Source organism: Roseibium sp. R5, from assembly GCF_055755305.1.
In genome coordinates, this window is record NZ_CM146910.1 from 3,108,810 (window position 1) to 3,130,418 (window position 21,609).

The window sequence follows — 21,609 nt, forward strand, 5'->3', positions numbered from 1 at the left end:
AATGGCACTTAAGACATTCAATCCGACGTCCCCGGGCCGCCGTCAGCTGGTACAGGTTGACCGCTCCGGTCTTTGGAAGGGCAAGCCGGTCAAGACTTTGACGGAAGGCCTTTCTAAAAAGGGCGGCCGGAACAACACTGGACGCATCACGTCTCCGAACCGCAGTGGCGGTCACAAGCGGACTTACCGTCTTGTTGACTTCAAGCGCCGTAAGTGGGACGTGCCGGCAACGGTAGAGCGCCTGGAATACGATCCGAACCGGACCGCATTCATCGCTCTGATCCGTTACGAAGACGGCGAGCTGAGCTACATCCTGGCTCCGCAGCGCTTGTCCGAAGGCGACACAGTTGTCGCCGGTGAAAACGTTGACGTGAAACCGGGCAATGCGGCTCCTCTGTCGCGCATTCCGGTTGGTACGATTGTGCACAACATCGAGCTGAAGCCGGGCAAAGGCGCCCAGATCGCTCGCTCTGCCGGTGCATTCGTTCAGATCGTCGGCCGTGACCAGGGTTACACAACGCTGCGCCTGATGTCTGGTGAACAGCGCCGTGTTCTCGGCACTTGCATGGCAACCATTGGCGCTGTGTCCAACCCGGACCACTCCAATGTGAACCTCGGCAAGGCAGGCCGTTCCCGCTGGCTGGGCATCAAACCGCACGTTCGCGGGGTTGCCATGAACCCGATCGATCACCCGCATGGTGGTGGTGAAGGTCGGACCTCCGGCGGTCGTCATCCGGTTACTCCTTGGGGTAAACCGACCAAAGGTAAGCGCACGCGGAAGAACAAGCAGACTGATAAGTTTATCGTCCGCTCCCGCCACGCGCGTAAGAAGTAAGGGACAGGATCGTGGCACGTTCGATCTGGAAAGGTCCGTTTGTCGACGGGTATCTGCTGAAGAAAGCGGAGAAGGTCCGCGAGGCCGGCCGGAACGAGGTCATCAAGACCTGGAGCCGCCGCTCGACGATCCTCCCGCAGTTCGTTGGTCTTACCTTCGGCGTCTACAACGGTCAGAAGCACGTTCCGGTGCTGGTGTCTGAAGAGATGATTGGTCACAAGTTCGGTGAGTTCTCACCGTCCCGGACCTATTACGGACACGGCGCCGACAAGAAGGCGAAGAGGAAGTAACGATGGGCAAGCCGAAGCGTGAGCGGGTGCTCGCTGACAACGAAGCTCGGGCAATGACACGGATGATCCGTGTCTCTCCCCGCAAGCTGAATCTCGTTGCTGCTGCTATCCGCGGTAAAAAAGTCGGTTCCGCAATCGCGGACCTGACATTCTCCCGCAAGCGCATTGCGCAGGACGTCAAGAAAACCTTGATGTCTGCGATTGCAAACGCGGAAAACAATCACGACCTGGACATCGACAACCTGGTGGTTGCCGAGGCTCACGTTGGCAAAGCTTTTGTCATCAAGCGCTTCCAGGCCCGTGCACGCGGACGGGTTGGCCGGATCGAGAAGCCGTTCTCGAACCTGACCATCGTTGTGCGCGAAGTTGAGGAGAGTGCCTGATGGGACACAAAGTTAACCCGATCGGCATGCGCCTCGGGATCAACCGCACCTGGGACTCCCGCTGGTACGCCAACAAAAACGAGTACGGCGATCTTCTGCACGAAGACTTCCGCATTCGTGAGTACCTGATGAAGGAACTCAAGCAGGCGGCGGTGTCCAAGGTAGTTATCGAACGCCCGCACAAGAAGTGCCGCGTGTCCATTCACTCCGGTCGTCCGGGTGTGGTCATTGGTAAAAAAGGTGCGGACATCGAGCGTCTTCGCAAGAAGATTGCTGAAATCACCAACTCCGAAGTGCATCTCAACATCGTTGAAGTGCGCAAGCCGGAAATCGACGCGACATTGGTTGCCGCTTCGATCGCTCAGCAGCTGGAACGCCGTGTTGCTTTCCGCCGCGCCATGAAACGGGCTGTTCAGTCCGCCATGCGTCTGGGCGCACAGGGCATTCGGATCAACTGCGGCGGCCGTCTCGGCGGTGCGGAAATCGCGCGTATCGAATGGTACCGCGAAGGCCGTGTGCCGCTTCACACACTGCGTGCGGACATCGACTACGGTGTTGCGAGCGCGCACACAGCTTACGGCGTGTGCGGTGTGAAGGTCTGGATCTTCAAGGGTGAAATTCTGGAACATGACCCGATGGCGTCCGAACGCCGTGCGACGGCTGCTTCCGAAGGCAACCAGGGTGATCGCGGCGGACGCCGGGATCGGGGCCGCGAGCGCGCAGCTTAATATAAGCTGCCTGCCGCTCGTAAGATAAGAAAGACGAGAGAAGAACGATGCTGCAACCGAAGCGCACTAAGTTCCGCAAGCAGCACAAAGGCCGCATCCACGGCTTGTCGAAGGGGGGGACTGACCTCAACTTCGGCGCATTCGGTCTGAAGGCTCTGGAGCCGGAGCGGGTTACCGCTCGTCAGATCGAAGCGGCCCGTCGTGCTATGACCCGTCACATGAAGCGTGCGGGTCGTGTTTGGATCCGCATCTTCCCGGATCTGCCAGTTTCCTCGAAACCGGCTGAAGTCCGCATGGGTAAAGGTAAGGGTTCTCCGGATTACTGGGCTTGCCGTGTCAAGCCGGGCCGGATCATGTTCGAAATTGACGGTGTGCCGGAAGACGTTGCTCGTGAAGCAATGCGTCTTGCCGCTGCCAAGCTGCCGATCAAGTGCCGTTTCGTTCAGCGTATCGGCGAATAAGGCAGGCCAGGAGAGACAGCCATGAAGGCGACCGATGTACGGGCTAAGACCCTCGACGAGCTCCGCACAGAGCTTGAGGGCCTGAAGAAAGAGCAGTTCAACCTGCGCTTCCAGAAGGCTACGGGTCAGCTTGAAAACACTGCACGTGTCCGGCAAATCCGCCGTGATATCGCGCGTATCCAGACCATCATGCGCGAAAAGCGCGTGTCGGCGACCGCATAAGGAGACGGATCAATGCCAAAGCGTATCCTGCAGGGCACCGTTGTCAGCGACGCCAATGACAAGACGGTGACGGTAAATGTGGAGCGCCGCTTCACACACCCGCTGCTGAAAAAGACTGTGCGCCGGACTAAGAAGTACCGCGCACATGATGAAAGCAACCAATACAAGGTTGGCGACACAGTTCAGATTGAAGAGTGTGCGCCGATCTCGAAAAACAAACGTTGGACTGTGGTCACTACTCAGTGATCACGCTCCGTCAGGTGAGCATCAGGCGCCCGCGTAACGGTGCGCCGATAGAAGAACAAGGCAGCCAGTCATGATTCAGATGCAAACAAACCTCGACGTCGCCGACAATTCCGGCGCCCGTCGTGTCATGTGCATCAAAGTGCTCGGCGGCTCCAAGCGCAAATATGCCCAGGTAGGCGACATCATCGTCGTCTCCGTCAAAGAGGCTATTCCGCGGGGCCGCGTTAAAAAGGGCGACGTGATGAAGGCTGTCGTCGTGCGCACGGCTAAGGATATCCGCCGTCCCGATGGCAGCGTGATCCGGTTCGACCGCAATGCGGCCGTGCTGGTGAATAACAACAAGGAGCCAGTCGGCACCCGTATCTTTGGTCCGGTGCCGCGTGAACTCCGCGCCAAGAACCATATGAAAATCATTTCGCTCGCGCCGGAGGTGCTCTGATGGCTGCGAAAATTAAAAAAGGCGACACGGTGGTCGTACTGACCGGCCGTGACAAGGGCAAATCTGGTGAAGTTATCCAGATGCTGCCGGCCGACAACAAGGCGCTGGTACGCGGCATCAACATGGTCCGCCGTCACCAGAAGCAGACCCAATCGCAGGAAGCTGGCATCGTGTCCAAAGAGGCACCGATCCACCTGTCGAACCTCGCTCTGGCCGATCCGAAAGACGGCAAGGCGACCCGCGTCGGCTTCAAGGTGCAGGACGATGGTGCCAAGGTTCGTGTGGCCAAGCGTTCGGGAGACCTGATCGATGGCTGAGACCACTAACGTACCGCGTCTCAAGACGCATTATGACGAAGTCGTGCGGAAGCAGCTTCAGGAAAAATTCCAGTACAAGAACGTTATGCAAGTTCCGCAGCTGGAAAAGATTGTCCTGAACATAGGCGTTGGCGAAGCCGTAGGCGACTCCAAAAAGGCGCGTACAGCAGCTGAAGATCTGGCAGCGATTGCCGGTCAGAAGCCGGTCATCACCAAAGCGAAGAAGTCCATCGCAACCTTTAAGGTTCGTGAAGGCATGCCGCTTGGTGTCAAGGTGACCCTGCGCCGCCAGCAGATGTTCGAGTTCCTGGATCGCATGATCACAATCGCGCTGCCGCGCGTTCGTGACTTCCGCGGTCTGAACCCGAAGAGCTTCGACGGTCGCGGCAACTACGCTATGGGCATCAAAGAACACATCGTGTTCCCGGAAATCGAGTACGACAAAGTCGACCAGATCTGGGGCATGGACGTGATCGTCTGTACCACGGCGCCAAACGATGACGAGGCGCGCGAGCTTCTGCGTGCTTTCAACTTCCCGTTCACGAAGTAACGGGCAAGGAAGGGAAACACGATGGCGAAGAAAAGCGCAGTCGAGAAGAACAAGCGTCGCGAGAAGCTTGTCAAAAAGTATGCCGAGAAGCGTGCTGCTCTGAAAGCTATGGCCAAGGACGATACCTTGAGCCCTGAAGAGCAGTTCAATGCCCGCCTGAAGCTGGCCAAACTGCCGCGGAACTCCGCGCCGAACCGCGTTCGCAACCGTTGCGAAGTGTCCGGCCGTCCGCGCGGTTATTACCGCAAGCTGAAGATGTCGCGTATCGCGCTTCGTGAACTGGGCTCCCTGGGTAAGATCCCGGGCCTGGTCAAGTCGAGCTGGTAAGGAGAAACTCCGATGGCAATTTCTGATCCGTTGGGGGATATGCTGACCCGGATTCGCAACGCGCAGCTGCGTCGCAAAAACAAGGTCAGCTCACCAAATTCTAAATTGCGCGCACACGTACTTGATGTGCTTGCAAAAGAAGGGTACATCCGTGGCTACACCACGGTTGAATACGAGGGCGGTAAGTCCGAGTTGGAAATCGAACTGAAGTATTTCGACGGTGAGCCGGTGATCCGCACTATTGAGCGCGTATCCAAGCCGGGCCGCCGCGTTTACTCGTCGGTGAAAAACATCCCGCATGTCTCTAATGGCCTGGGCGTGTCGATCATTTCGACTCCGCGCGGCGTCATGAGCGACCATCAGGCGCGGGACGAAAATGTAGGTGGCGAGGTTCTGTGTCGCGTCTTCTGACGCGGCATTCTCGCTGTTAAAACAACGACAAGGTTGGTCAAATGTCTCGTATTGGCAAAAAGCCAGTCCCCGTGCCAAGCGGGGTAACGGCATCGATCGACGGTCAGACAGTTACGATCAAGGGCCCGAAAGGCGAAAAGTCTTTCATGCTCAATGAGCTCGTTCTGGCCGAAATGACTGATGACGGGATCAAAATCGATCCGCGTAACGACTCCAAGCCGGCTCGCTCCATGTGGGGTATGAGCCGCACCATGGTTCAGAACCTGATCACCGGCGTGACCGATGGCTTCAAGAAAGACCTCGCGATCACTGGTGTTGGTTACCGTGCACAGGTCCAGGGTCAAAACCTTCAGCTGGCACTCGGCTTCTCACATGATGTGATCTATGCGATCCCGGAAGGCATCGAGATCAAATGTGCGAAACCGACGGAAATCAGCGTTTCTGGCACCGACAAACAACGTGTCGGCCAGGTCGCAGCTGAAATCCGCGAATTCCGCCCGCCGGAGCCGTACAAAGGCAAAGGCGTTCGTTATGCAGACGAGTTCATCGTCCGCAAAGAAGGCAAGAAGAAGTAACGGACCGAGATCATGGCGAACAGCAAACAAGCTTTCGAACGCCGCCGCGATCGCGTGCGCCGTTCAGTCAAGAAAGCCGCGAACGGTCGTCCGCGCCTTTCTATCTTCCGCTCGTCGAAGCAGATCTATGCCCAGATCATCGACGATGCGCAGGGACATACAATTGTCTCCGCTTCTACGATCGAAAAAGATCTGAAGGGCGGCCTGAAAACGGGCGCCGACGTGTCTGCAGCCGCAGCCGTTGGCAAGCTTGTCGCCGAGCGTGCAGCTGCCGCAGGTGTCAAGCAGGTCGTGTTCGACCGGGGCGGTTACCAGTATCATGGGCGTGTGAAAGCGCTCGCCGATGCTGCCCGCGAAGGTGGACTTGAATTCTGACCAGCGCCCGTTGGCGCTCCTAAGTACGGAAGACGTATAATATGGCGAGACAAGAAAATCGCGAGCGCGAAGAGCGCGACAGCGAATTCGTCGACAAGCTCGTACACATCAACCGCGTTGCCAAAGTGGTCAAGGGTGGCCGCCGTTTCGGTTTCGCAGCCCTCGTCGTGGTTGGTGATCAAAAGGGCCGTGTCGGCTTCGGTCATGGTAAGGCACGCGAAGTGCCGGAAGCCATCCGGAAAGCAACTGAAGCTGCAAAGCGCACGATGATCCGTGTGCCGCTGCGTGAAGGCCGGACTCTCCACCACGATGTTGAGGGCCGTCACGGCGCTGGTAAGGTTCTGCTGCGCGCAGCACCGGCCGGTACCGGTATCATCGCAGGTGGTCCGATGCGTGCGGTCTTTGAAACGCTTGGCGTTCAGGACGTTGTGGCAAAGTCTTTGGGGACATCCAACCCTTACAACATGGTTCGTGCGACCTTTAACGCGCTGACCAAAGAAGACAGCCCGCGCTCCGTCGCTGCCCGCCGTGGCCTCAAGGTCTCTGTGTTGCAGTCCCGGCGCCGTGACAACAACGATGAGGCGGCTCCGGCTGCCGCTGAGGCTTGACCTTAGCGGCGCCAGCCACCAGCTGAATGAGGGTTAGTTCCATGGCGAACACCGAAAAGACTGTTACGGTCGAACAGATTGGCAGCCCGCTGCGCCGTCCGAAGGACCAGCGCGCGACGCTCGTCGGTCTTGGCCTGAACAAGATGCACCGCCGTTCCACACTGAAGGACACACCTGAAGTGCGCGGCATGATCAATAAGGTCCAGCATCTCGTTCGCGTCGTCGAAGACGCGTAAGGACGGGGTGAGGAGAAAAGACATGAAGCTCAACGAACTTCGTGACAACGATGGTGCCTCTTCCGAGCGCACACGCGTTGGCCGCGGTATCGGGTCTGGCAAGGGCAAGACCGGTGGCCGTGGTGTAAAAGGTCAGAAGTCCCGTTCTGGCGTGGCGATCAAGGGTTTTGAAGGCGGTCAGATGCCGCTTCACCGCCGCCTGCCGAAGCGCGGCTTCACGAACATCTTTGCCAAGGACTTCAACACAGTGTCCATTGGCCGTGTTCAACAAGCGATTGATGCCGGCAAGCTGAACGCGTCTGAGGCGGTTACCGTCGAAGCGCTCAAGGCAGCTGGTGTTGTCAAGCGGGTCCGCGATGGCGTGCGCCTCGTTGCTTCCGGTGAACTCACCGCGGCAGTGACCTTTGAAGTTGCCGGTGCCTCCAAGGGCGCTGTTGCAGCGATCGAAAAAGCGGGCGGCAAGGTCGCCGTTCTGGGAGCTCAGGCTTAACAGCCTGGGCTTTTCCCATTTGTCAGCAAGCATCTGACCGGAGTAGGGCATGGCATCGGCCGCCGAGCAACTGGCGTCAAATCTAAATTTCTCAGCTTTCGCCAAGGCTGAAGAACTCAAAAAGCGCATCTGGTTCACGCTGGGGGCGCTTTTGGTTTATCGACTGGGCACTTACATTCCGATGCCCGGCATCAACCCGGAAGCCTTCGCGCAGGCCTTTAACCAGGCTCAGTCCGGTATCATTGGCATGTTCAACATGTTCGCCGGCGGTGCCGTCGAGCGCATGGCGATCTTCGCCCTCGGCATCATGCCGTACATCTCCGCTTCCATTATCATGCAGCTCATGACGACGGTCGTGCCGTCTCTTGAGCAGCTGAAGAAGGAAGGCGAGCAGGGCCGCAAGGTTATCAACCAGTACACCCGTTACGGAACCGTTGTATTGGCTGCATTCCAGGCCTACGGCATCGCCGTTGGTCTTGAGGGCGCCACCAATGTTGTGACCGATCCGGGCTGGTTCTTCCGTGCATCGACCGTGATCACGCTTGTTGGCGGCACCATGTTCCTGATGTGGCTGGGTGAACAGATCACCTCGCGCGGCATTGGTAACGGTATTTCGCTGATCATCTTTGCTGGCATTGTCGCAGGACTGCCGTCCGCGATCGTGCAGACGCTCGAGCTGGGCCGTCAGGGGTCGCTGGCAACCGGCATCATCCTGGCAGTCATCCTCCTGGCCATCGTCGTGATCGCGTTCATCGTGTTCATGGAGCGCGCACAGCGCCGTCTTCTGATCCAGTATCCGAAGCGCCAGATGGGCAACCGCATGTTCGAGGGCAACACCTCGTTCCTGCCGCTCAAGCTGAACACAGCTGGTGTTATCCCGCCGATCTTTGCATCTTCGCTGCTTTTGGTTCCGGCAACGATTTCCGGCTTCAATGCAGGTGGCGGCAATGAATGGCTGACAACGATCACGGCTTTGCTCGGACATGGACAGCCATTGTTCATGGTCTTCTACGCAGCCATGATCATTTTCTTCTGTTTCTTCTACACAGCGATTGTCTTCAATCCGAGCGACACCGCTGACAACCTGAAGAAACACGGTGGCTTCATTCCAGGCATCCGTCCAGGTGAGCGCACTGCCCAATACATCGACTTCGTGTTGACCCGGATTACGGTCGTTGGTGCGATTTACATCACCATCGTTTGTCTATTACCCGAATTCCTCATTTCGGCGACTGGCGTTCCGTTCTATTTCGGTGGAACATCCTTGTTGATTGTCGTGAGCGTGACAATGGATACCGTATCGCAGATCCAGGGTCATTTGCTGGCGCATCAATATGAGGGGCTGGTAAAGAAATCGAAACTTAGGGGGAAACGTCGATGAGGCTCATTCTGGTTGGACCGCCAGGAGCGGGGAAGGGGACACAGGCCGCAAGGCTGGTTGAGAAATATGGTATTCCTCAACTTTCCACTGGAGACATGCTGCGTGCAGCTGTCGCCGCGGAGACCCCGGTCGGACTTCAGGCCAAGGCTGTCATGGACGCCGGTGGTCTTGTGTCAGACGAAATCGTTGTCGGCATCATTCGGGACCGGATTGCTGAGGACGACGCCAAGAAGGGATTTATCCTGGATGGCTTCCCACGCACATTGGCCCAAGCAGAAGCACTCGACGACATGCTGAGTGAAAACAGCCTGAAGCTGAACGCCGTGATTGAGCTTCGCGTTGATCAGACCAAACTGGTCGACCGGATTATCAACCGGGCGGAAGAAGCCAAGGCTGCAGGCCAGCCGGTTCGCAAGGATGACGACCCTGAGGTCTTCAAGGATCGGCTCGAAGCTTACAACCGGGATACAGCGGTTGTTGTTCCCTACTATGAGAAAACAGATCTCCTGTCCGTCATTGATGGCATGCAGGCAATCGATGACGTAACGGCTTCTATCGAATCCGTGCTTCAAGGACTTGACGAGAAGGTATAGAGCGGTTACACGACGCGCTCATCTTACAGTTAAGCCGGTTCCATGCCCATGGGACCGGCATTCTCTGTGCCGGGGCTGCCCCGGCATTTTCGTACCCTGCAAGGGCCGGACTCCACCGGACGCGGGGCTTTTTGAAACGCGGTCAGGCGTAAGCTTTGCCCGCAAAACATGGAGACGAACGTGGCACGTATTGCTGGCGTTAACATCCCGACGAATAAGCGCGTGGTTATCGCGCTTCAGTACATTCACGGCATTGGTGCGAAATTCGCCCAGGAAATCATCGAAAAGAACAACATCGATGCGGCCCGCCGTGTAAACGAGCTTTCCGACGCAGAAGTTCTGCAGATCCGTGAAACCATCGACCGCGATTACCTCGTGGAAGGTGATCTTCGCCGTGAGACTGCTATGAACATCAAGCGTCTGATGGACCTTGGCTGCTACCGCGGCCTGCGTCACCGCCGCGGCCTCCCGGTTCGTGGTCAGCGGACGCACACGAACGCACGTACCCGTAAGGGTCCGGCGAAACCGATCGCAGGTAAGAAGAAATAAGATCGCTTTGCGATTGGTGGTGGAGCTGCCGGGATTACGGCAGTGACGAGATCAATACAAGGACAACAGAATGGCTAAAGACACGACGCGCGTGCGTCGCCGCGAGCGCAAGAACATCTCTTCTGGCGTTGCGCATGTGAATTCCACATTCAACAACACGATGATCACGATCACGGATGCTCAAGGCAACGCGATTTCCTGGTCTTCCGCTGGTGCACTCGGCTTCAAGGGCTCCCGTAAGTCCACGCCGTATGCCGCTCAGGTTGCTGCTGAAGATGCTGCTAAGAAAGCAGCTGAACACGGCATGCGTACCCTTGAAGTAGAAGTCCGTGGTCCTGGTTCTGGTCGTGAATCTGCTCTGCGTGCTCTGCAGGCTGCCGGTTTCCTCATCACGTCCATCCGTGACGTGACGCCGATTCCGCACAATGGCTGCCGTCCGCGCAAGCGCCGCCGCGTCTAAGGCTTTCCAGCTTTAGGTACTTGTTTCTCCAAATGGCAAAGAATAGCCCGGCATTGAATTGACCCGGGCGGGATAGCCGAAGGGACGAAAACGTGACCATTCAAAAAAACTGGCAAGAACTTATCAAGCCGACCAAACTCGAGATCAAGCCGGGTGATGACCCGCGCTTCTTGGCAACCGTTGTTGCCGAGCCGCTCGAGCGTGGCTATGGCCTGACCTTGGGCAACGCACTGCGCCGCATTCTGCTGTCTTCTCTGCAGGGTGCTGCTGTGACCGCGGTACAGATTGACGGCGTTCTTCATGAGTTCTCCTCGATCCCCGGCGTTCGTGAAGATGTCACCGACATCGTTCTCAACATCAAGGAAATCGCCATCCGTATGGAAGGTGAAGGCCCCAAGCGCATGGTTGTGCGCAAGCAGGGACCTGGTGTTGTGACCGCAGGCGACATTCAGACCGTCGGCGATGTGGAAGTTCTCAATCCGGATCTGGTGCTTTGCACCCTGGATGAAGGCGCTGAAATCCGCATGGAGTTCACTGTCAACACAGGCAAGGGCTATCATTCGTCAGACCGGAACCGTCCGGAAGACGCACCGATTGGCCTGATCCCTGTCGACAGCCTCTACTCTCCGGTCAAGAAGGTTTCTTACAAGGTGGAAAACACCCGTGAGGGCCAGGTTCTTGACTATGACAAGCTGACCCTGACTGTTGAAACCGACGGTTCCGTCAAGCCGGATGATGCCGTGGCATTTGCCGCACGCATTCTGCAGGATCAGCTTTCCATCTTCGTCAATTTCGAAGAGCCGCAGCGCGAAGTCGCCGAGGACACTGTCCCGGAACTGGCTTTCAACCCGGCGCTTTTGAAGAAAGTCGACGAGCTGGAATTGTCTGTCCGGTCTGCAAACTGTCTGAAGAACGACAATATCGTGTATATTGGCGATCTCATTCAAAAGACCGAAGCGGAAATGCTGCGGACCCCGAATTTCGGCCGCAAGTCGCTCAACGAGATCAAGGAAGTTCTCGCCCAGATGGGTCTCCATCTTGGCATGGAAGTGGCCAACTGGCCGCCTGAAAACATCGACGATCTCGCCAAGCGCTACGAAGATCATCAGTATTAAGGGCGTACGCGTCCTAACGGAGCAACCGGGCAAGCGCTCAACACACAAAGAGCGGACTGCCTGAAAGACAAAGGAGAGGGCCATGCGCCACGGTAAATCCGGCCGCAAGCTCAACCGGACCGCTAGCCACCGCAAGGCTATGTTCGCAAACATGGCAGCGTCGCTGATCAAGCACGAACAGATCGTCACGACCCTGCCGAAGGCTAAAGAAATGAAGCCGATCATCGACAAGCTCATCACTTTGGGCAAGCGCGGTGATCTTCACGCACGCCGCCAGGCAATCTCGCAGATTCGCGACGTTGCCATGGTCAAGAAGCTGTTTGACACGCTTGGTGATCGCTACAAGGACCGCGAAGGCGGTTACTCTCGCGTTCTGAAAGCTGGTTTCCGCTATGGCGACAACGCTCCGATGGCTGTCATCGAGCTGGTCGACCGGGATCCGGAAGCACGCGGCGCGGACGACCGGGCACGTGTTGAAGCTGAAGAAGCGGCTGAAAACGCAGCGTAAGTCGAGCGTACAACGTTCAGAAAAAGGCAGGCCTTCGGGTCTGCCTTTTTTGTTTCAGAGGGCTTAATGAAGGTCGCGAGCGGAATTGTAACTCGCGAATTATCAATACTTTAACGGTCGTTCGGTAGTTTTTCCAATATGTCTCGCGGGGGGACCAGGAGAATTACTTTGACCCACTCAGCTTCCTCATCCAAGGCCAGCAATTGGCCGTCTATTCGTTTGTCATTTTTGATACCGGCGCTCATGGTTTTCCTGACGATCGGTGCATGTACCGCAGTCGGCGTGATCGGTTTCTTCAATGCACGAGACGGTCTGCGCGAAGCCGCAGAAGGCGAACTCGGTATGGTCGTCAATGCCAAGTCGGCATTGCTGGAAGCGCGTCTTGCTTCCATCGAGAATGAAATTGTCAATGTGGCGACGGGTGCCGGTATCGGGGAAGCCTTGGTCAACATGACCAACGCCACCATGAACCTGGAGAAGCAGCGCCAGGAAATCTTCGACTACTACAAGGCGGGTGCCACCGCTGATGAGCGTGCTCAAAAGATGGGCGATGACCACAAGTCCATGTACTCCTGGCGCCACTCCGAAATTCACGGCTCCTTCGCCTCTATCTGGAAAAAGGGTGGTTATGGCGACGTCTACCTCATGGATCCGAACGGCTTGGTCATGTATTCGGTTGCCAAGGGCGATGAGTTTCTTTTTCCGGTGACTGAAGTCGGTGGCGGCAACACAGGTCTGCAAACCGCTTTCGAAATGGCCAAGGAAGTTGAAGCTGGCCAGGTCGCGGTCAGCAACTTCGAAGTCTACGCGCCGGGTGGCAACTCCGCGTCCATGTTTGTGGCGGCTCCGGTCTTCGTAAATACCTTCGGCGATATCTCCTTCGGTGGCGTGGTTGCCATCCGGATCGATGCCGGGGTGCTCGATAACGTGGTTTCCTCACGCGCCGATCTCGGCATGACGGGCCAAGCTTTTGTCGTCAACGCCGAAGGCTACACACTTTCCAACAAGCCACTTTCAGATAGTGCGACAGCTCTCAATGAGATGAACAGCGGGGATGTTGTTGCGTCTGCGCTCAACGGTGTTGAAAAAGCCGGTATCGAAGCCGGACCCGATGGTGTTGATCGTTTGATGGTCGCAAAGCCTTTGACCTTCCAGGGACGCCAGTGGGCGGTTGTTGCTGAAAAGACCGTTGAAGAGACCTTTGCCAGCGTCACAGCCATGCGGAACTCCATGGTCACCTGGTCGTTGATCGCAATCGCCATTGCAGCTGTTGTTGCGATCTTCTTCTCCCGCAACATCACCAAGCCGCTGACGACACTGGTCGGCGCGCTGAATGCAATCGCGGAAGGTGATCTCAACGCTGAAATCACTGCGGCTCGCCGCAAGGACGAGATCGGCGATATCGGCCGGGCGGTTCTTCAGATCCGTCAGAATGCAGCCGAAGAAAACGAGCAGCGCGCTGCAGACCAGGCCGAAACAGCAGAACGTCAGGCCGCGCAACGGCAGGAAATGCTGGCAAGCCTTGCTGGCGACTTTGAATCGACCGTCGGTACGGTGGTCGACAAGGTGGCCCAGTCCGCAGCGTCCTTGCGCGAATCTGCCAACAACATGCGCCAAATGACAGAAAGCGCTGGCGAGACGTCGTCCAAAGCAGCCGAGATGTCGAAAGAGACCCTGTCTGAAGTGGAATCCATTGCAGCAGCGTCCGATCAGCTGTCCAGCTCCATTCAGGAAATCTCGACCCTGATCGAGCGGTCTTCCAGCGTTGCAGCAGATGCGACCCGCCGGGCACAGACAACCAACCACACCGTGAAGTCGCTCGCAGAAGCGGCCAACCGGATCGGTGAAGTTGTCACGCTCATCAGCGACATTGCAGACCAGACCAACCTTCTTGCCCTCAACGCCACGATCGAAGCGGCGCGGGCAGGGGAAGCCGGTAAGGGCTTTGCGGTTGTTGCTTCCGAGGTAAAGGACCTTGCAGCTCAAACCGGTAAGGCAACCGGCGAGATCCAGCAGCAGATTGATGCGATCCGCGGTGCGACGGATGACGCGGTCGGTGCGATCGGTGACATCCAGAAGACCATCGATGAAATCACGCAATCCGTCAGCGAAGTTGCTGCAGCTGTCACCGAGCAGAGCTACGCGACCCAAGGCATTGCCGAAAACACCCAGCGTGCTGCCGGCGGCACATCTCAGGTTTCTCAGGATGTCCAGAACGTGTCGTCCCTGTCCGAACAGACCAACGGCGCGGCAACATCCTTCTCCGAAGAAGCTGTTGCCATGGCCAGCCAGGCCGAGCATCTCGATGAAGAAGTGCGCAAGTTCCTGCATCAAGTGCGCTCCGCCTGATCTCAGAACTCATGACAAGTTGAAAAGCCGCGGGCAGGGTCCGCGGCTTTTCTTTTTGTATTTGCCTCCATTTTTCCCTATCTGCCGTGTAAGCATCTTGAAGATTTAAGAATCGGCAAAAGGGAAGTGTTCATGGGTCTGTTGGGAACGCGGGCTAGGTCCGGCACGAAAGCCATTACCGCAGGTCTGTTGGCATTGTTCTGGATTGGATCAGCAGCGGCACAGGCGCAACAGCCGACGCCTTCAGACCTGCGTCTGGTTCCGGACAGTGCGGCGCAAATCAAGCTGTCCTTTGCGCCCCTGGTGAAGAAAGTCGCTCCCGCCGTTGTGAACGTTTATGCAAGCCGCAAGGTGGTTCAGCGCCAGCAGCTGTCACCGTTCTTTGACGATCCGTTTTTCCGGCGCTTTTTCGGCCAACCGAACGGCGGGTTTGGCCAACCGCGTGAACGGGTTGAATCCTCCCTCGGCTCCGGTGTGATTATTTCAGCGGATGGAACGGTGATCACCAACCATCACGTGATCAAAGGCGCCGATGAAGTCCGGGTTGCGCTGAATGACCGGCGTGAATTTGATGCGGACATTGTTCTGATGGACGAGCAGACGGATTTGGCGGTGTTGAAAATCCGTGAAGGCGGCCCTTTTGAGCATGTCGAATTCGCGGATGCGGACTTGCTGGAAGTCGGGGACATCGTTCTAGCGATCGGCAATCCGTTCGGAGTTGGCCAGACTGTGACGCAAGGGATCGTCTCCGCGCTTGCGCGAACGCAGGTCGGTGTGACGGACTACCAGTTTTTCATTCAAACCGATGCAGCGATCAACCCGGGCAATTCCGGCGGCGCACTGATTGACATGACGGGCAAGCTGGTCGGGATCAATACCGCGATTTTCTCGCGCTCTGGCGGGTCGAACGGCATCGGTTTTGCGATTCCAGCGCATATGGCGCGCTATGTTGCCCGCGCAGCAGACCAGGGTGGCAAGGTTCAGCGACCCTGGCTCGGAGCAACTGTCCAGCTGGTCAGTGCCGAGATTGCAGAAGCCTTGTCTCTCGACCGGCCAAAAGGGGTATTGGTGACCGCTGTCTTTGACGGCTCCCCGGCCCATGAAGCAGATCTGCGTGTAAGTGATCTGGTTGTCGCGATCGACGGCAAGGAAGTGATTGACCCGAATGCATTCGGCTATCGCTTTGCGACCAAGATGATCGGAGAACGTGCCGAGTTCACGGTGCTGCGTTCCGGCCGGGAGGAGACCGTATCCATCAGCTTGCAACCGGCCCCGGAGACCGTTCCTCGAGACACTCGCGAACTGCTGGAGTTTTCACCATTTGAAGGGGCGACTGTGATGAACCTATCACCCGCCGTTGCTCAGGAACTTGGGCTCGACGGGCTGCCGGAAGGCGTGATCATTGCAGAGGTGCGCAGAGGTGGTCAGGCAGATCGTGTTGGCCTGCGCCCGGGCGATATCGTCCGCGCGATCAACAACCAGTCGATCGACAGCACACGCATGCTGGAGACGATCACGAAGACACCTCCGCGTATCTGGCGTCTTGATATCGAACGGGACGGCAAAGTGTCCCAAATTGTTCTGAGATAGTCAGGCAAAGTACGTGAGTGATCTGTTCGAAGCTTCTGGTTTGGCTGCGTCTTCACCGCGTCCGCTGGCAGATCGCATGCGTCCTGCACGGTTGGAAGACGTTGTCGGGCAGGACCACTTGCTGGGACCTGAGGGGACGCTGTCCCGGATGCTGAAAACCCGGACGCTCGGTTCCCTGATATTCTGGGGACCTCCGGGCACCGGAAAAACAACGATTGCACGCCTGCTTGCCAACGAGACTGATCTCGCATTCGAGCAGATCTCGGCCATTTTTTCAGGTGTTGCCGATCTCAAGAAAGTGTTTGAAGCCGCCCGTGCCCGACGCATGGGCGGGCGGGCAACTCTCTTGTTCGTCGATGAGATCCACCGCTTCAACAGAGCTCAGCAGGACAGTTTTCTGCCCGTGATGGAAGACGGAACGATCACGCTTGTTGGAGCGACCACGGAAAACCCGTCTTTTGAGCTCAATGCAGCGCTCCTGTCGCGCTCTCATGTGATGACGTTTCAATCGCTCAACAAGGAAGCGATCGAACAGCTTCTGGCACGGGCTGAGGAGGTGGAAGAGCGCAAGCTGCCGCTCGATGACGAAGCGCGTGGGGTCCTCATCCGCATGGCGGATGGTGATGGACGCTCGGCGCTCACGCTGGCAGAAGATGTCTGGCGGGCGTCTGCCGAAGATGAGGTGTTTGACGCCGAACGCCTCCAGGAAATCGTGCAGCGCCGGGCCCCGATTTACGACAAGAGCGCAGATGGCCATTACAATCTCATCTCAGCGCTGCACAAATCGGTGCGCGGATCCGATCCGGACGCGTCGCTTTATTGGTTTTGCCGGATGCTGGATGGCGGCGAAGATCCGATGTATCTCGCCCGGCGGCTGATCCGGATGGCGGTTGAAGATATCGGCCTTGCGGATCCCAATGCGCTGGTTCAGGCCAATGCCGCCCGGGATGCCTACCAGATGCTTGGCTCGCCGGAAGGTGAGCTCGCGCTTGCGCAGTGCGTGATCTATCTGGCGACTGCGCCAAAATCCAACGGAGCATACACCGCTTACAAGGCTGCGATGCGGGATGCCAAGACCAGCGGGTCACTGCTGCCGCCCAAGCATATCTTGAATGCGCCGACCAAGCTGATGAAGCAGGAAGGTTATGGCGACGGCTATCAATACGACCACGACGCGCCAGACGGCTTTTCCGGTCAGGATTATTTCCCGGAGGATATGGGCCGCAAGACTTATTACGATCCGCCGCAACGCGGTTTTGAACGGGATCTGCGGAAGCGCCTGGAGTACTGGGACAAGCTGCGCAAGGAACCCAGCTAGAGCATCGGTCGTTTTGATGAAAACGCCTGTTGATCTAGCGGATCTATTTGTCATCCGCCTCGTTGAGGCGCGCCAAGGCATTTTTCAACGAAGACACAAGGCTTTCACGCTCTTTGCTGCCAATTTCCGACGGCAGTTCGAAAGCAAGATCCTCAAGCTGTTTTGACATGTCCATGAGCTTGTCCGCCGACTGAAAATCTTCCTGCATTTCTTCGCGCAGCACTTCAAAGGTTGTGATCGGATAGGCGATCCCCTTGACGGTGGCATCGCCGGTTTCCCGGCAGACGATGTGGTCTTTGACCTGTGAGTAGGTTTCAAAGGAAATCGTGATCGCCCCGGGTGCCGCCAAGCTCTCGAGGCGGGAAGCAATGTTCACACCCCGGCCGATGATTGTGTAGTCGAGACGGTCCTCACTGCCGAAGTTGCCAACGGTACAGTAGTCCGTGTGGATGCCCATCCGGCATTTCAGCGGTTTGGAAATGCCAGCCTTGCGCCAATCCGCCTGCAATTCGCTCATGCGGATTTGCATCTCAATCGCCATCCGAACACAGGCGAGGGCATCTTCGCGCACGCCTTTTGTCTCCGGGTCCCCGAAGAAGATCAGGATCGCATCGCCAACATATTTGTCGATAGTCGCGCCGTGTTTGAGTGCGATGTTCGACATCTCTGTCAGATAGTGATTGAGAAGAGCTGTTAGTTCTTCCGATTCCAGCCGGTCGGCGGTCTCTGTGAATTCAGCGATATCAGAAAAGAAAACAGTCAGCTTCTTGCGTGTCGAGGCGATTTTGACTTCTTGCCGCCCTTCGAAAATCGACTTGTAGACCTGCGGAGAGAGGTATTTAGAAAGCTTGCCGGAGAGCACTTCGAGCTTGGCGGTCTGGCCAGCAAGCTGGTCCTCGATCGCCTCACTGTGCTCAATCGTTGCTTCATAAAGCAGGGTCAGATCGTCCAGCTCTGCCCGAAGGGCAGCATTGTCCTTGCGGAGCTTTTGCAATTCCGAACCGGATTTCGCCCGCGTCCTCTTGGGCGCTTTGGCGCGGTCCTCCGATTTGATGCTTTTCGTATCTTCCATAAACGCTTGATCCACACCGGCGGTTCGCCGCGGTTGAATGGCTGGTGGCGCCATTGGCCTTGCCTGTCAGCAATCTAAAACGCTGCAGATCAATTTGCACGAGATTCTAAGGGGAAAGCGGTACGCCAGCTCCGAAAAACCATCTGTGAACAGGTTTGAATAAGAAACGCCTGATAGATTCTTTCGAGGGGCGGGGCGAATGCCAACATGAATGATACGGGCGCCGATCTGCGGTAGCATTTGGATAGAAGGACCGAATCAATCCCATGAAGGAAGTCGAGCTCAGACTTGCGCTTGTTTTGTATGGCGGGGTGTCCCTTGCCATCTACATGCATGGTGTGAGCCGTGAAATTCTGAATTTGGTGCGGGCGTCGTCTTATCGCGCAGACCGGAAAACCAAAAACGGCGACAAGCCGGACAGTGCGCAGCATATGGCGCCGTCCCAGGCTGCCTATGAAGACCTACTCAATCTCTTGTCGCCCAAGGCGGACATTCGCGTTGTCGTCGACGCGATTGCCGGGGCGTCTGCGGGTGGTGTCAACGGGATCATGCTGGCGCGCGCAATCGCCCACGACCTGCCGCTGGACAGTCACAGTGAGATGTGGCTGAAAAATGCGGATGTGACACGCCTTGCTCGGCCCCAGAACGGCCTGTCCCGATACTTCAAGATGTCGGTGTCACCGATGCTGGACCGGTTGGTCTCTGCGCGGCTTTCCCGGCGGGTTGAAGATCCTGAAACACGTGAAAAGCTGCGCCAGTTCATGCAGTCACGATGGTTTTCACCGCCGTTTTCCGGGGAACGGTTCATCGGATGGATGCTCGATGCAAGCCAGAAGATGGAGATCAAACGGCCAGCGGAACGAACCTTGATTCCGAGGGGGCAAACCCTCGATCTCTTTGTGACGATCACCGATTACAACGGTATCAAACGGCGCATTTTGCTGGATGATCCGGACTATGTGGAGGAGTGGGATCACCGGCGCATTCTGCATTTCCATGCCTCGCACCGGTCGAACCATTTCATTGACAGCCAATTCGACGAAAAAAGTATTCCGGAATTGGTGTTCGCGGCTCGTGCCACGTCGTCGTTTCCCGGTGCCTTTCCCCCGGCAACGATTGCTGAGATGGATCGTGTTCTCACCCGCCGCAAGGAACGCTGGGCCAATCGCGACCGGTTCTTGTCCCGGGCACTTCATCTCGATGATGACACGACCTCGCGTCACTGTTTTGTGGACGGCAGTGTGGTGATGAACAAGCCTTTCGCGCCAGTGATCGATGTCATCAAGGACCGCCCTGCGGCAAGAGAGGTGTCGCGGCGGTTATTGTATGTCGATCCAACCCCGCTTGAATACGCGGCCGAGGAGAGGGGTGTCACTGAACTGCCCGGCTTTTTCCGGGTTATTTTGGCATCGCTAGCCCACATCCCTCGCAATGAGCCGATCGGGGATGATCTGAAGGAACTGGAGCAAAACAACCGTCGCAGCCGGTGGCTGGCGAAATTGATCGACACCGCCAACCCGATCGTGGAGCAGGCCGTGTCCGGGATCTTGCCAAGCTGGCGGGCCATCACGCCCGATGTCGTGTCGCGTTGCCGGAAACAGGCGACGGTCAAGGCTTTTGAACAGGCCGGATTTGCCTTTCTGAACTATCAGTCCTTGAAACTGCATGCACTGGCGGAACGGCTTGCCACCTTGGTAACAGCCTTCGATAAAAACCAGAATGGGACTCGCCAGGAAGAACGGCTGCTCAACCAATTCTACAATCACTTTCTGAGCTTGCCATCTGATCGTCCGGATGAGCTTGGCAGAAGCGACCCGGCGGTGATTGCACTTCTGAAAGGGCTGGACGTCGACTATCGGATCCGCCGCCTGCGGTTTGTTATTCGCAAGCTAAACGAGTTCTACAACTACGATCGTTCTTCCAAACTACCGGCGCCAGATACCGCCGCCCTGGACCGGCTGAAGGGCCTTCTATACGAGCAGGTTGATCATTTGTCGTGGCGTTGGCAGGAGCGGTTCTACGGAGGGCAATTTGTGCAATCGGCCCACGAGCTCTGTGCGCAAGATCCCGCTTCCACGTCTTGTGCTCAATCGCTAGAACAATTGATAGACCAGCTGAGCGGCATGATGGGGCTGGCTGATCTGGATCGGTTGCAGGACGAACTCTTTGCCGAGGCAGCAGGAGGGGCGCTGGACAAGGACCGGCATCGGGCACTTCTCCAAGCCTATATCGGCTTCGGCTTTTATGACCTGATCACATTCCCGGTCCTGCAGCGGAACGACTTTTCGGAAGTCACGGAGATCCTTGTTGACCGGATCAGTCCGAAGGATGCCGAAAGCCTCTACACCGACGGGTTTGAGCTCAAGGGAAAACAGCTCAACATGTTTGGTGCGTTCTTCAACAGGTCCTGGCGCGAGCATGACTATCTATGGGGCCGGCTCAACGCTGCCGACCGGCTGGTCAGCGTCATTCTCTCAGCTGTCGGCGAAACCACGTTGCTTCAGCACCAGTTGAACCAGGCGCGCGCGCGGGTCTTTCTGGCCATATTGGACGAGGAACGGGAAAAATTGGCGAACATTCCCGAAGAACTCGATCGCGTGGATGCATTGGTCCGGTCTATCTACCCTGACTTTGCCCATGTCGCGGAGAATGTGTGACGCAACTCCCGCCGCCTGTGAACTACAACGGCCTTTTGGTGTGCAAGAAACCAGACGTCATGGTTGATTTAAGGGGCCGGTCCGGCAAAGACTGAAAGCAGATAACGGAATAGGACGGATTGGTTTGTATCATCTCCTACTGGTTATGATCGGTGGCGGTATTGGCGCTGGCGGAAGGCACCTCGTGTCGATGGCAACCCTCCGGTTGTTTGGCCCCGGATTTCCGGTTGGCACGTTAGCGGTGAATGTGATCGGTTCGCTGGCCATGGGGCTCTTTGTTGGCTGGTTGGTCAAGCATGAGGCCGCACACCTGCAACCACTGCGATATTTCCTTGCAACAGGTCTTCTCGGCGGCTTTACGACCTTTTCCGCTTTTTCTCTCGATACGTCGGTCCTGTGGGAGCGGGGCGACACAATGCTGGCCTTGATCTATGTGGTTGGCTCGGTCGTGCTCTCCATTCTGGCGGTGTTCGCCGGTCTTGCGGTCATGCGCATTGGCGGAACTTGAGGCCATCGGGTTGCCT

General features: G+C 57.1%; 28 protein-coding genes and 1 pseudogene. 28 read left to right on the forward strand and 1 reads right to left on the reverse strand.

The genetic code is table 11. The features are described 5' to 3' along the window. Position 1 precedes the first annotated feature (1 nt). The 26 genes from rplB to AC0J4F_RS14675 all read left to right on the forward strand — a co-directional run bounded on the left by rplB (position 2) and on the right by AC0J4F_RS14675 (position 17,356). Positions 2–835: a 50S ribosomal protein L2 gene (gene rplB, locus AC0J4F_RS14550; RefSeq protein WP_133946858.1), complete on the forward strand. Its 834-nt coding sequence runs from the start codon at positions 2–4 to the stop codon at positions 833–835. 11 nt (positions 836–846) lie between these two features. Beyond that, a complete protein-coding gene (gene rpsS / locus AC0J4F_RS14555) occupies positions 847–1,125 on the forward strand; it encodes a 30S ribosomal protein S19 (protein ID WP_133946859.1) in 279 nt (92 codons plus the stop codon). Positions 1,126–1,127: 2 nt separating this feature from the next. Further along, a complete protein-coding gene (gene rplV / locus AC0J4F_RS14560; RefSeq protein ID WP_008197234.1) occupies positions 1,128–1,508 on the forward strand; it encodes a 50S ribosomal protein L22 in 381 nt (126 codons plus the stop codon). Continuing rightward, positions 1,508–2,236, forward strand: coding sequence for a 30S ribosomal protein S3 (rpsC, locus tag AC0J4F_RS14565; protein ID WP_040450745.1), 729 nt, complete (start codon positions 1,508–1,510; stop codon positions 2,234–2,236). Before rplV ends, rpsC begins: the two co-directional genes overlap by 1 nt. 47 nt (positions 2,237–2,283) lie before the next feature. After that, positions 2,284–2,697 (forward strand): 50S ribosomal protein L16, encoded by a 414-nt coding sequence (rplP, locus tag AC0J4F_RS14570; protein WP_133946860.1) that lies wholly within the window; start codon positions 2,284–2,286, stop codon positions 2,695–2,697. 21 nt (positions 2,698–2,718) lie between these two features. Next, positions 2,719–2,919, forward strand: a complete 201-nt coding sequence (gene rpmC / locus AC0J4F_RS14575) for a 50S ribosomal protein L29 (RefSeq protein WP_133946861.1) — start codon at positions 2,719–2,721, stop codon at positions 2,917–2,919. 12 nt (positions 2,920–2,931) lie between these two features. After that, entirely contained in the window at positions 2,932–3,165 is a 234-nt protein-coding gene (gene rpsQ / locus AC0J4F_RS14580) for a 30S ribosomal protein S17 (protein WP_008195414.1), read from the forward strand. 70 nt (positions 3,166–3,235) lie between these two features. Continuing rightward, positions 3,236–3,604, forward strand: coding sequence for a 50S ribosomal protein L14 (gene rplN / locus AC0J4F_RS14585; RefSeq protein ID WP_008191626.1), 369 nt, complete (start codon positions 3,236–3,238; stop codon positions 3,602–3,604). Next, the gene (rplX, locus tag AC0J4F_RS14590) at positions 3,604–3,921 is read left to right on the forward strand and encodes a 50S ribosomal protein L24 (RefSeq protein WP_473023839.1); all 318 of its coding nucleotides are present in this window, start codon (positions 3,604–3,606) and stop codon (positions 3,919–3,921) included. The genes rplN and rplX overlap by 1 nt, the downstream gene beginning before the upstream one ends. Continuing rightward, a complete protein-coding gene (rplE, locus tag AC0J4F_RS14595; protein ID WP_133946863.1) occupies positions 3,914–4,471 on the forward strand; it encodes a 50S ribosomal protein L5 in 558 nt (185 codons plus the stop codon). Before rplX ends, rplE begins: the two co-directional genes overlap by 8 nt. A gap of 21 nt (positions 4,472–4,492) precedes the next feature. Further along, positions 4,493–4,798 (forward strand): 30S ribosomal protein S14, encoded by a 306-nt coding sequence (gene rpsN, locus AC0J4F_RS14600; RefSeq protein ID WP_008189926.1) that lies wholly within the window; start codon positions 4,493–4,495, stop codon positions 4,796–4,798. Between the two features lie 12 nt (positions 4,799–4,810). Then, the gene (gene rpsH / locus AC0J4F_RS14605) at positions 4,811–5,209 is read left to right on the forward strand and encodes a 30S ribosomal protein S8 (RefSeq protein WP_133946864.1); all 399 of its coding nucleotides are present in this window, start codon (positions 4,811–4,813) and stop codon (positions 5,207–5,209) included. 41 nt (positions 5,210–5,250) lie between these two features. Beyond that, a complete protein-coding gene (gene rplF / locus AC0J4F_RS14610) occupies positions 5,251–5,784 on the forward strand; it encodes a 50S ribosomal protein L6 (RefSeq protein ID WP_055671481.1) in 534 nt (177 codons plus the stop codon). A gap of 12 nt (positions 5,785–5,796) precedes the next feature. After that, the gene (gene rplR, locus AC0J4F_RS14615; protein ID WP_133946865.1) at positions 5,797–6,159 is read left to right on the forward strand and encodes a 50S ribosomal protein L18; all 363 of its coding nucleotides are present in this window, start codon (positions 5,797–5,799) and stop codon (positions 6,157–6,159) included. 41 nt (positions 6,160–6,200) lie between these two features. Beyond that, the gene (gene rpsE, locus AC0J4F_RS14620) at positions 6,201–6,767 is read left to right on the forward strand and encodes a 30S ribosomal protein S5 (RefSeq protein ID WP_008195825.1); all 567 of its coding nucleotides are present in this window, start codon (positions 6,201–6,203) and stop codon (positions 6,765–6,767) included. Positions 6,768–6,808: 41 nt separating this feature from the next. Further along, positions 6,809–7,003, forward strand: a complete 195-nt coding sequence (rpmD, locus tag AC0J4F_RS14625) for a 50S ribosomal protein L30 (protein ID WP_133946866.1) — start codon at positions 6,809–6,811, stop codon at positions 7,001–7,003. A 22-nt stretch (positions 7,004–7,025) separates the two neighbouring features. Next, positions 7,026–7,493: a 50S ribosomal protein L15 gene (rplO, locus tag AC0J4F_RS14630; protein ID WP_008192103.1), complete on the forward strand. Its 468-nt coding sequence runs from the start codon at positions 7,026–7,028 to the stop codon at positions 7,491–7,493. A gap of 49 nt (positions 7,494–7,542) precedes the next feature. Next, complete coding sequence (gene secY, locus AC0J4F_RS14635) at positions 7,543–8,874, forward strand: preprotein translocase subunit SecY (protein ID WP_008193531.1); 1,332 nt, start codon at positions 7,543–7,545, stop codon at positions 8,872–8,874. Then, positions 8,871–9,467: an adenylate kinase gene (locus tag AC0J4F_RS14640; RefSeq protein WP_473023840.1), complete on the forward strand. Its 597-nt coding sequence runs from the start codon at positions 8,871–8,873 to the stop codon at positions 9,465–9,467. Before secY ends, AC0J4F_RS14640 begins: the two co-directional genes overlap by 4 nt. A 180-nt stretch (positions 9,468–9,647) precedes the next feature. Continuing rightward, positions 9,648–10,016, forward strand: a complete 369-nt coding sequence (gene rpsM / locus AC0J4F_RS14645) for a 30S ribosomal protein S13 (protein ID WP_133946869.1) — start codon at positions 9,648–9,650, stop codon at positions 10,014–10,016. Between the two features lie 70 nt (positions 10,017–10,086). After that, positions 10,087–10,476 carry a 30S ribosomal protein S11 gene (rpsK, locus tag AC0J4F_RS14650; RefSeq protein ID WP_006936427.1) on the forward strand — a complete coding sequence of 130 codons (390 nt, stop codon included), beginning with the start codon at positions 10,087–10,089 and terminating at the stop codon, positions 10,474–10,476. 92 nt (positions 10,477–10,568) lie between these two features. Beyond that, entirely contained in the window at positions 10,569–11,591 is a 1,023-nt protein-coding gene (locus AC0J4F_RS14655) for a DNA-directed RNA polymerase subunit alpha (protein WP_008190287.1), read from the forward strand. An 82-nt stretch (positions 11,592–11,673) separates the two neighbouring features. Next, positions 11,674–12,099 carry a 50S ribosomal protein L17 gene (gene rplQ / locus AC0J4F_RS14660; RefSeq protein WP_133946870.1) on the forward strand — a complete coding sequence of 142 codons (426 nt, stop codon included), beginning with the start codon at positions 11,674–11,676 and terminating at the stop codon, positions 12,097–12,099. A gap of 168 nt (positions 12,100–12,267) precedes the next feature. After that, on the forward strand, positions 12,268–14,448 hold the full coding sequence (locus AC0J4F_RS14665) for a methyl-accepting chemotaxis protein (RefSeq protein WP_473023841.1): 2,181 nt from the start codon (positions 12,268–12,270) through the stop codon (positions 14,446–14,448). 132 nt (positions 14,449–14,580) lie between these two features. Beyond that, on the forward strand, positions 14,581–16,038 hold the full coding sequence (locus tag AC0J4F_RS14670) for a DegQ family serine endoprotease (protein ID WP_473023842.1): 1,458 nt from the start codon (positions 14,581–14,583) through the stop codon (positions 16,036–16,038). 13 nt (positions 16,039–16,051) lie between these two features. Beyond that, a complete protein-coding gene (locus AC0J4F_RS14675) occupies positions 16,052–17,356 on the forward strand; it encodes a replication-associated recombination protein A (RefSeq protein WP_473023843.1) in 1,305 nt (434 codons plus the stop codon). Positions 17,357–17,399: 43 nt separating this feature from the next. On the opposite strand, the pseudogene AC0J4F_RS14680 reads toward AC0J4F_RS14675, so the two are convergent. Beyond that, positions 17,400–18,254: pseudogene (locus tag AC0J4F_RS14680) on the reverse strand (adenylate/guanylate cyclase domain-containing protein); the annotation flags it as partial. A gap of 440 nt (positions 18,255–18,694) precedes the next feature. Between AC0J4F_RS14680 and AC0J4F_RS14685 the strand changes: the two are divergent. Both AC0J4F_RS14685 and crcB read left to right on the forward strand, forming a co-directional pair. Continuing rightward, positions 18,695–21,085, forward strand: a complete 2,391-nt coding sequence (locus tag AC0J4F_RS14685) for a patatin-like protein (RefSeq protein ID WP_473023844.1) — start codon at positions 18,695–18,697, stop codon at positions 21,083–21,085. A gap of 124 nt (positions 21,086–21,209) precedes the next feature. Continuing rightward, on the forward strand, positions 21,210–21,593 hold the full coding sequence (crcB, locus tag AC0J4F_RS14690; RefSeq protein WP_133946875.1) for a fluoride efflux transporter CrcB: 384 nt from the start codon (positions 21,210–21,212) through the stop codon (positions 21,591–21,593). Positions 21,594–21,609 lie beyond the last annotated feature (16 nt).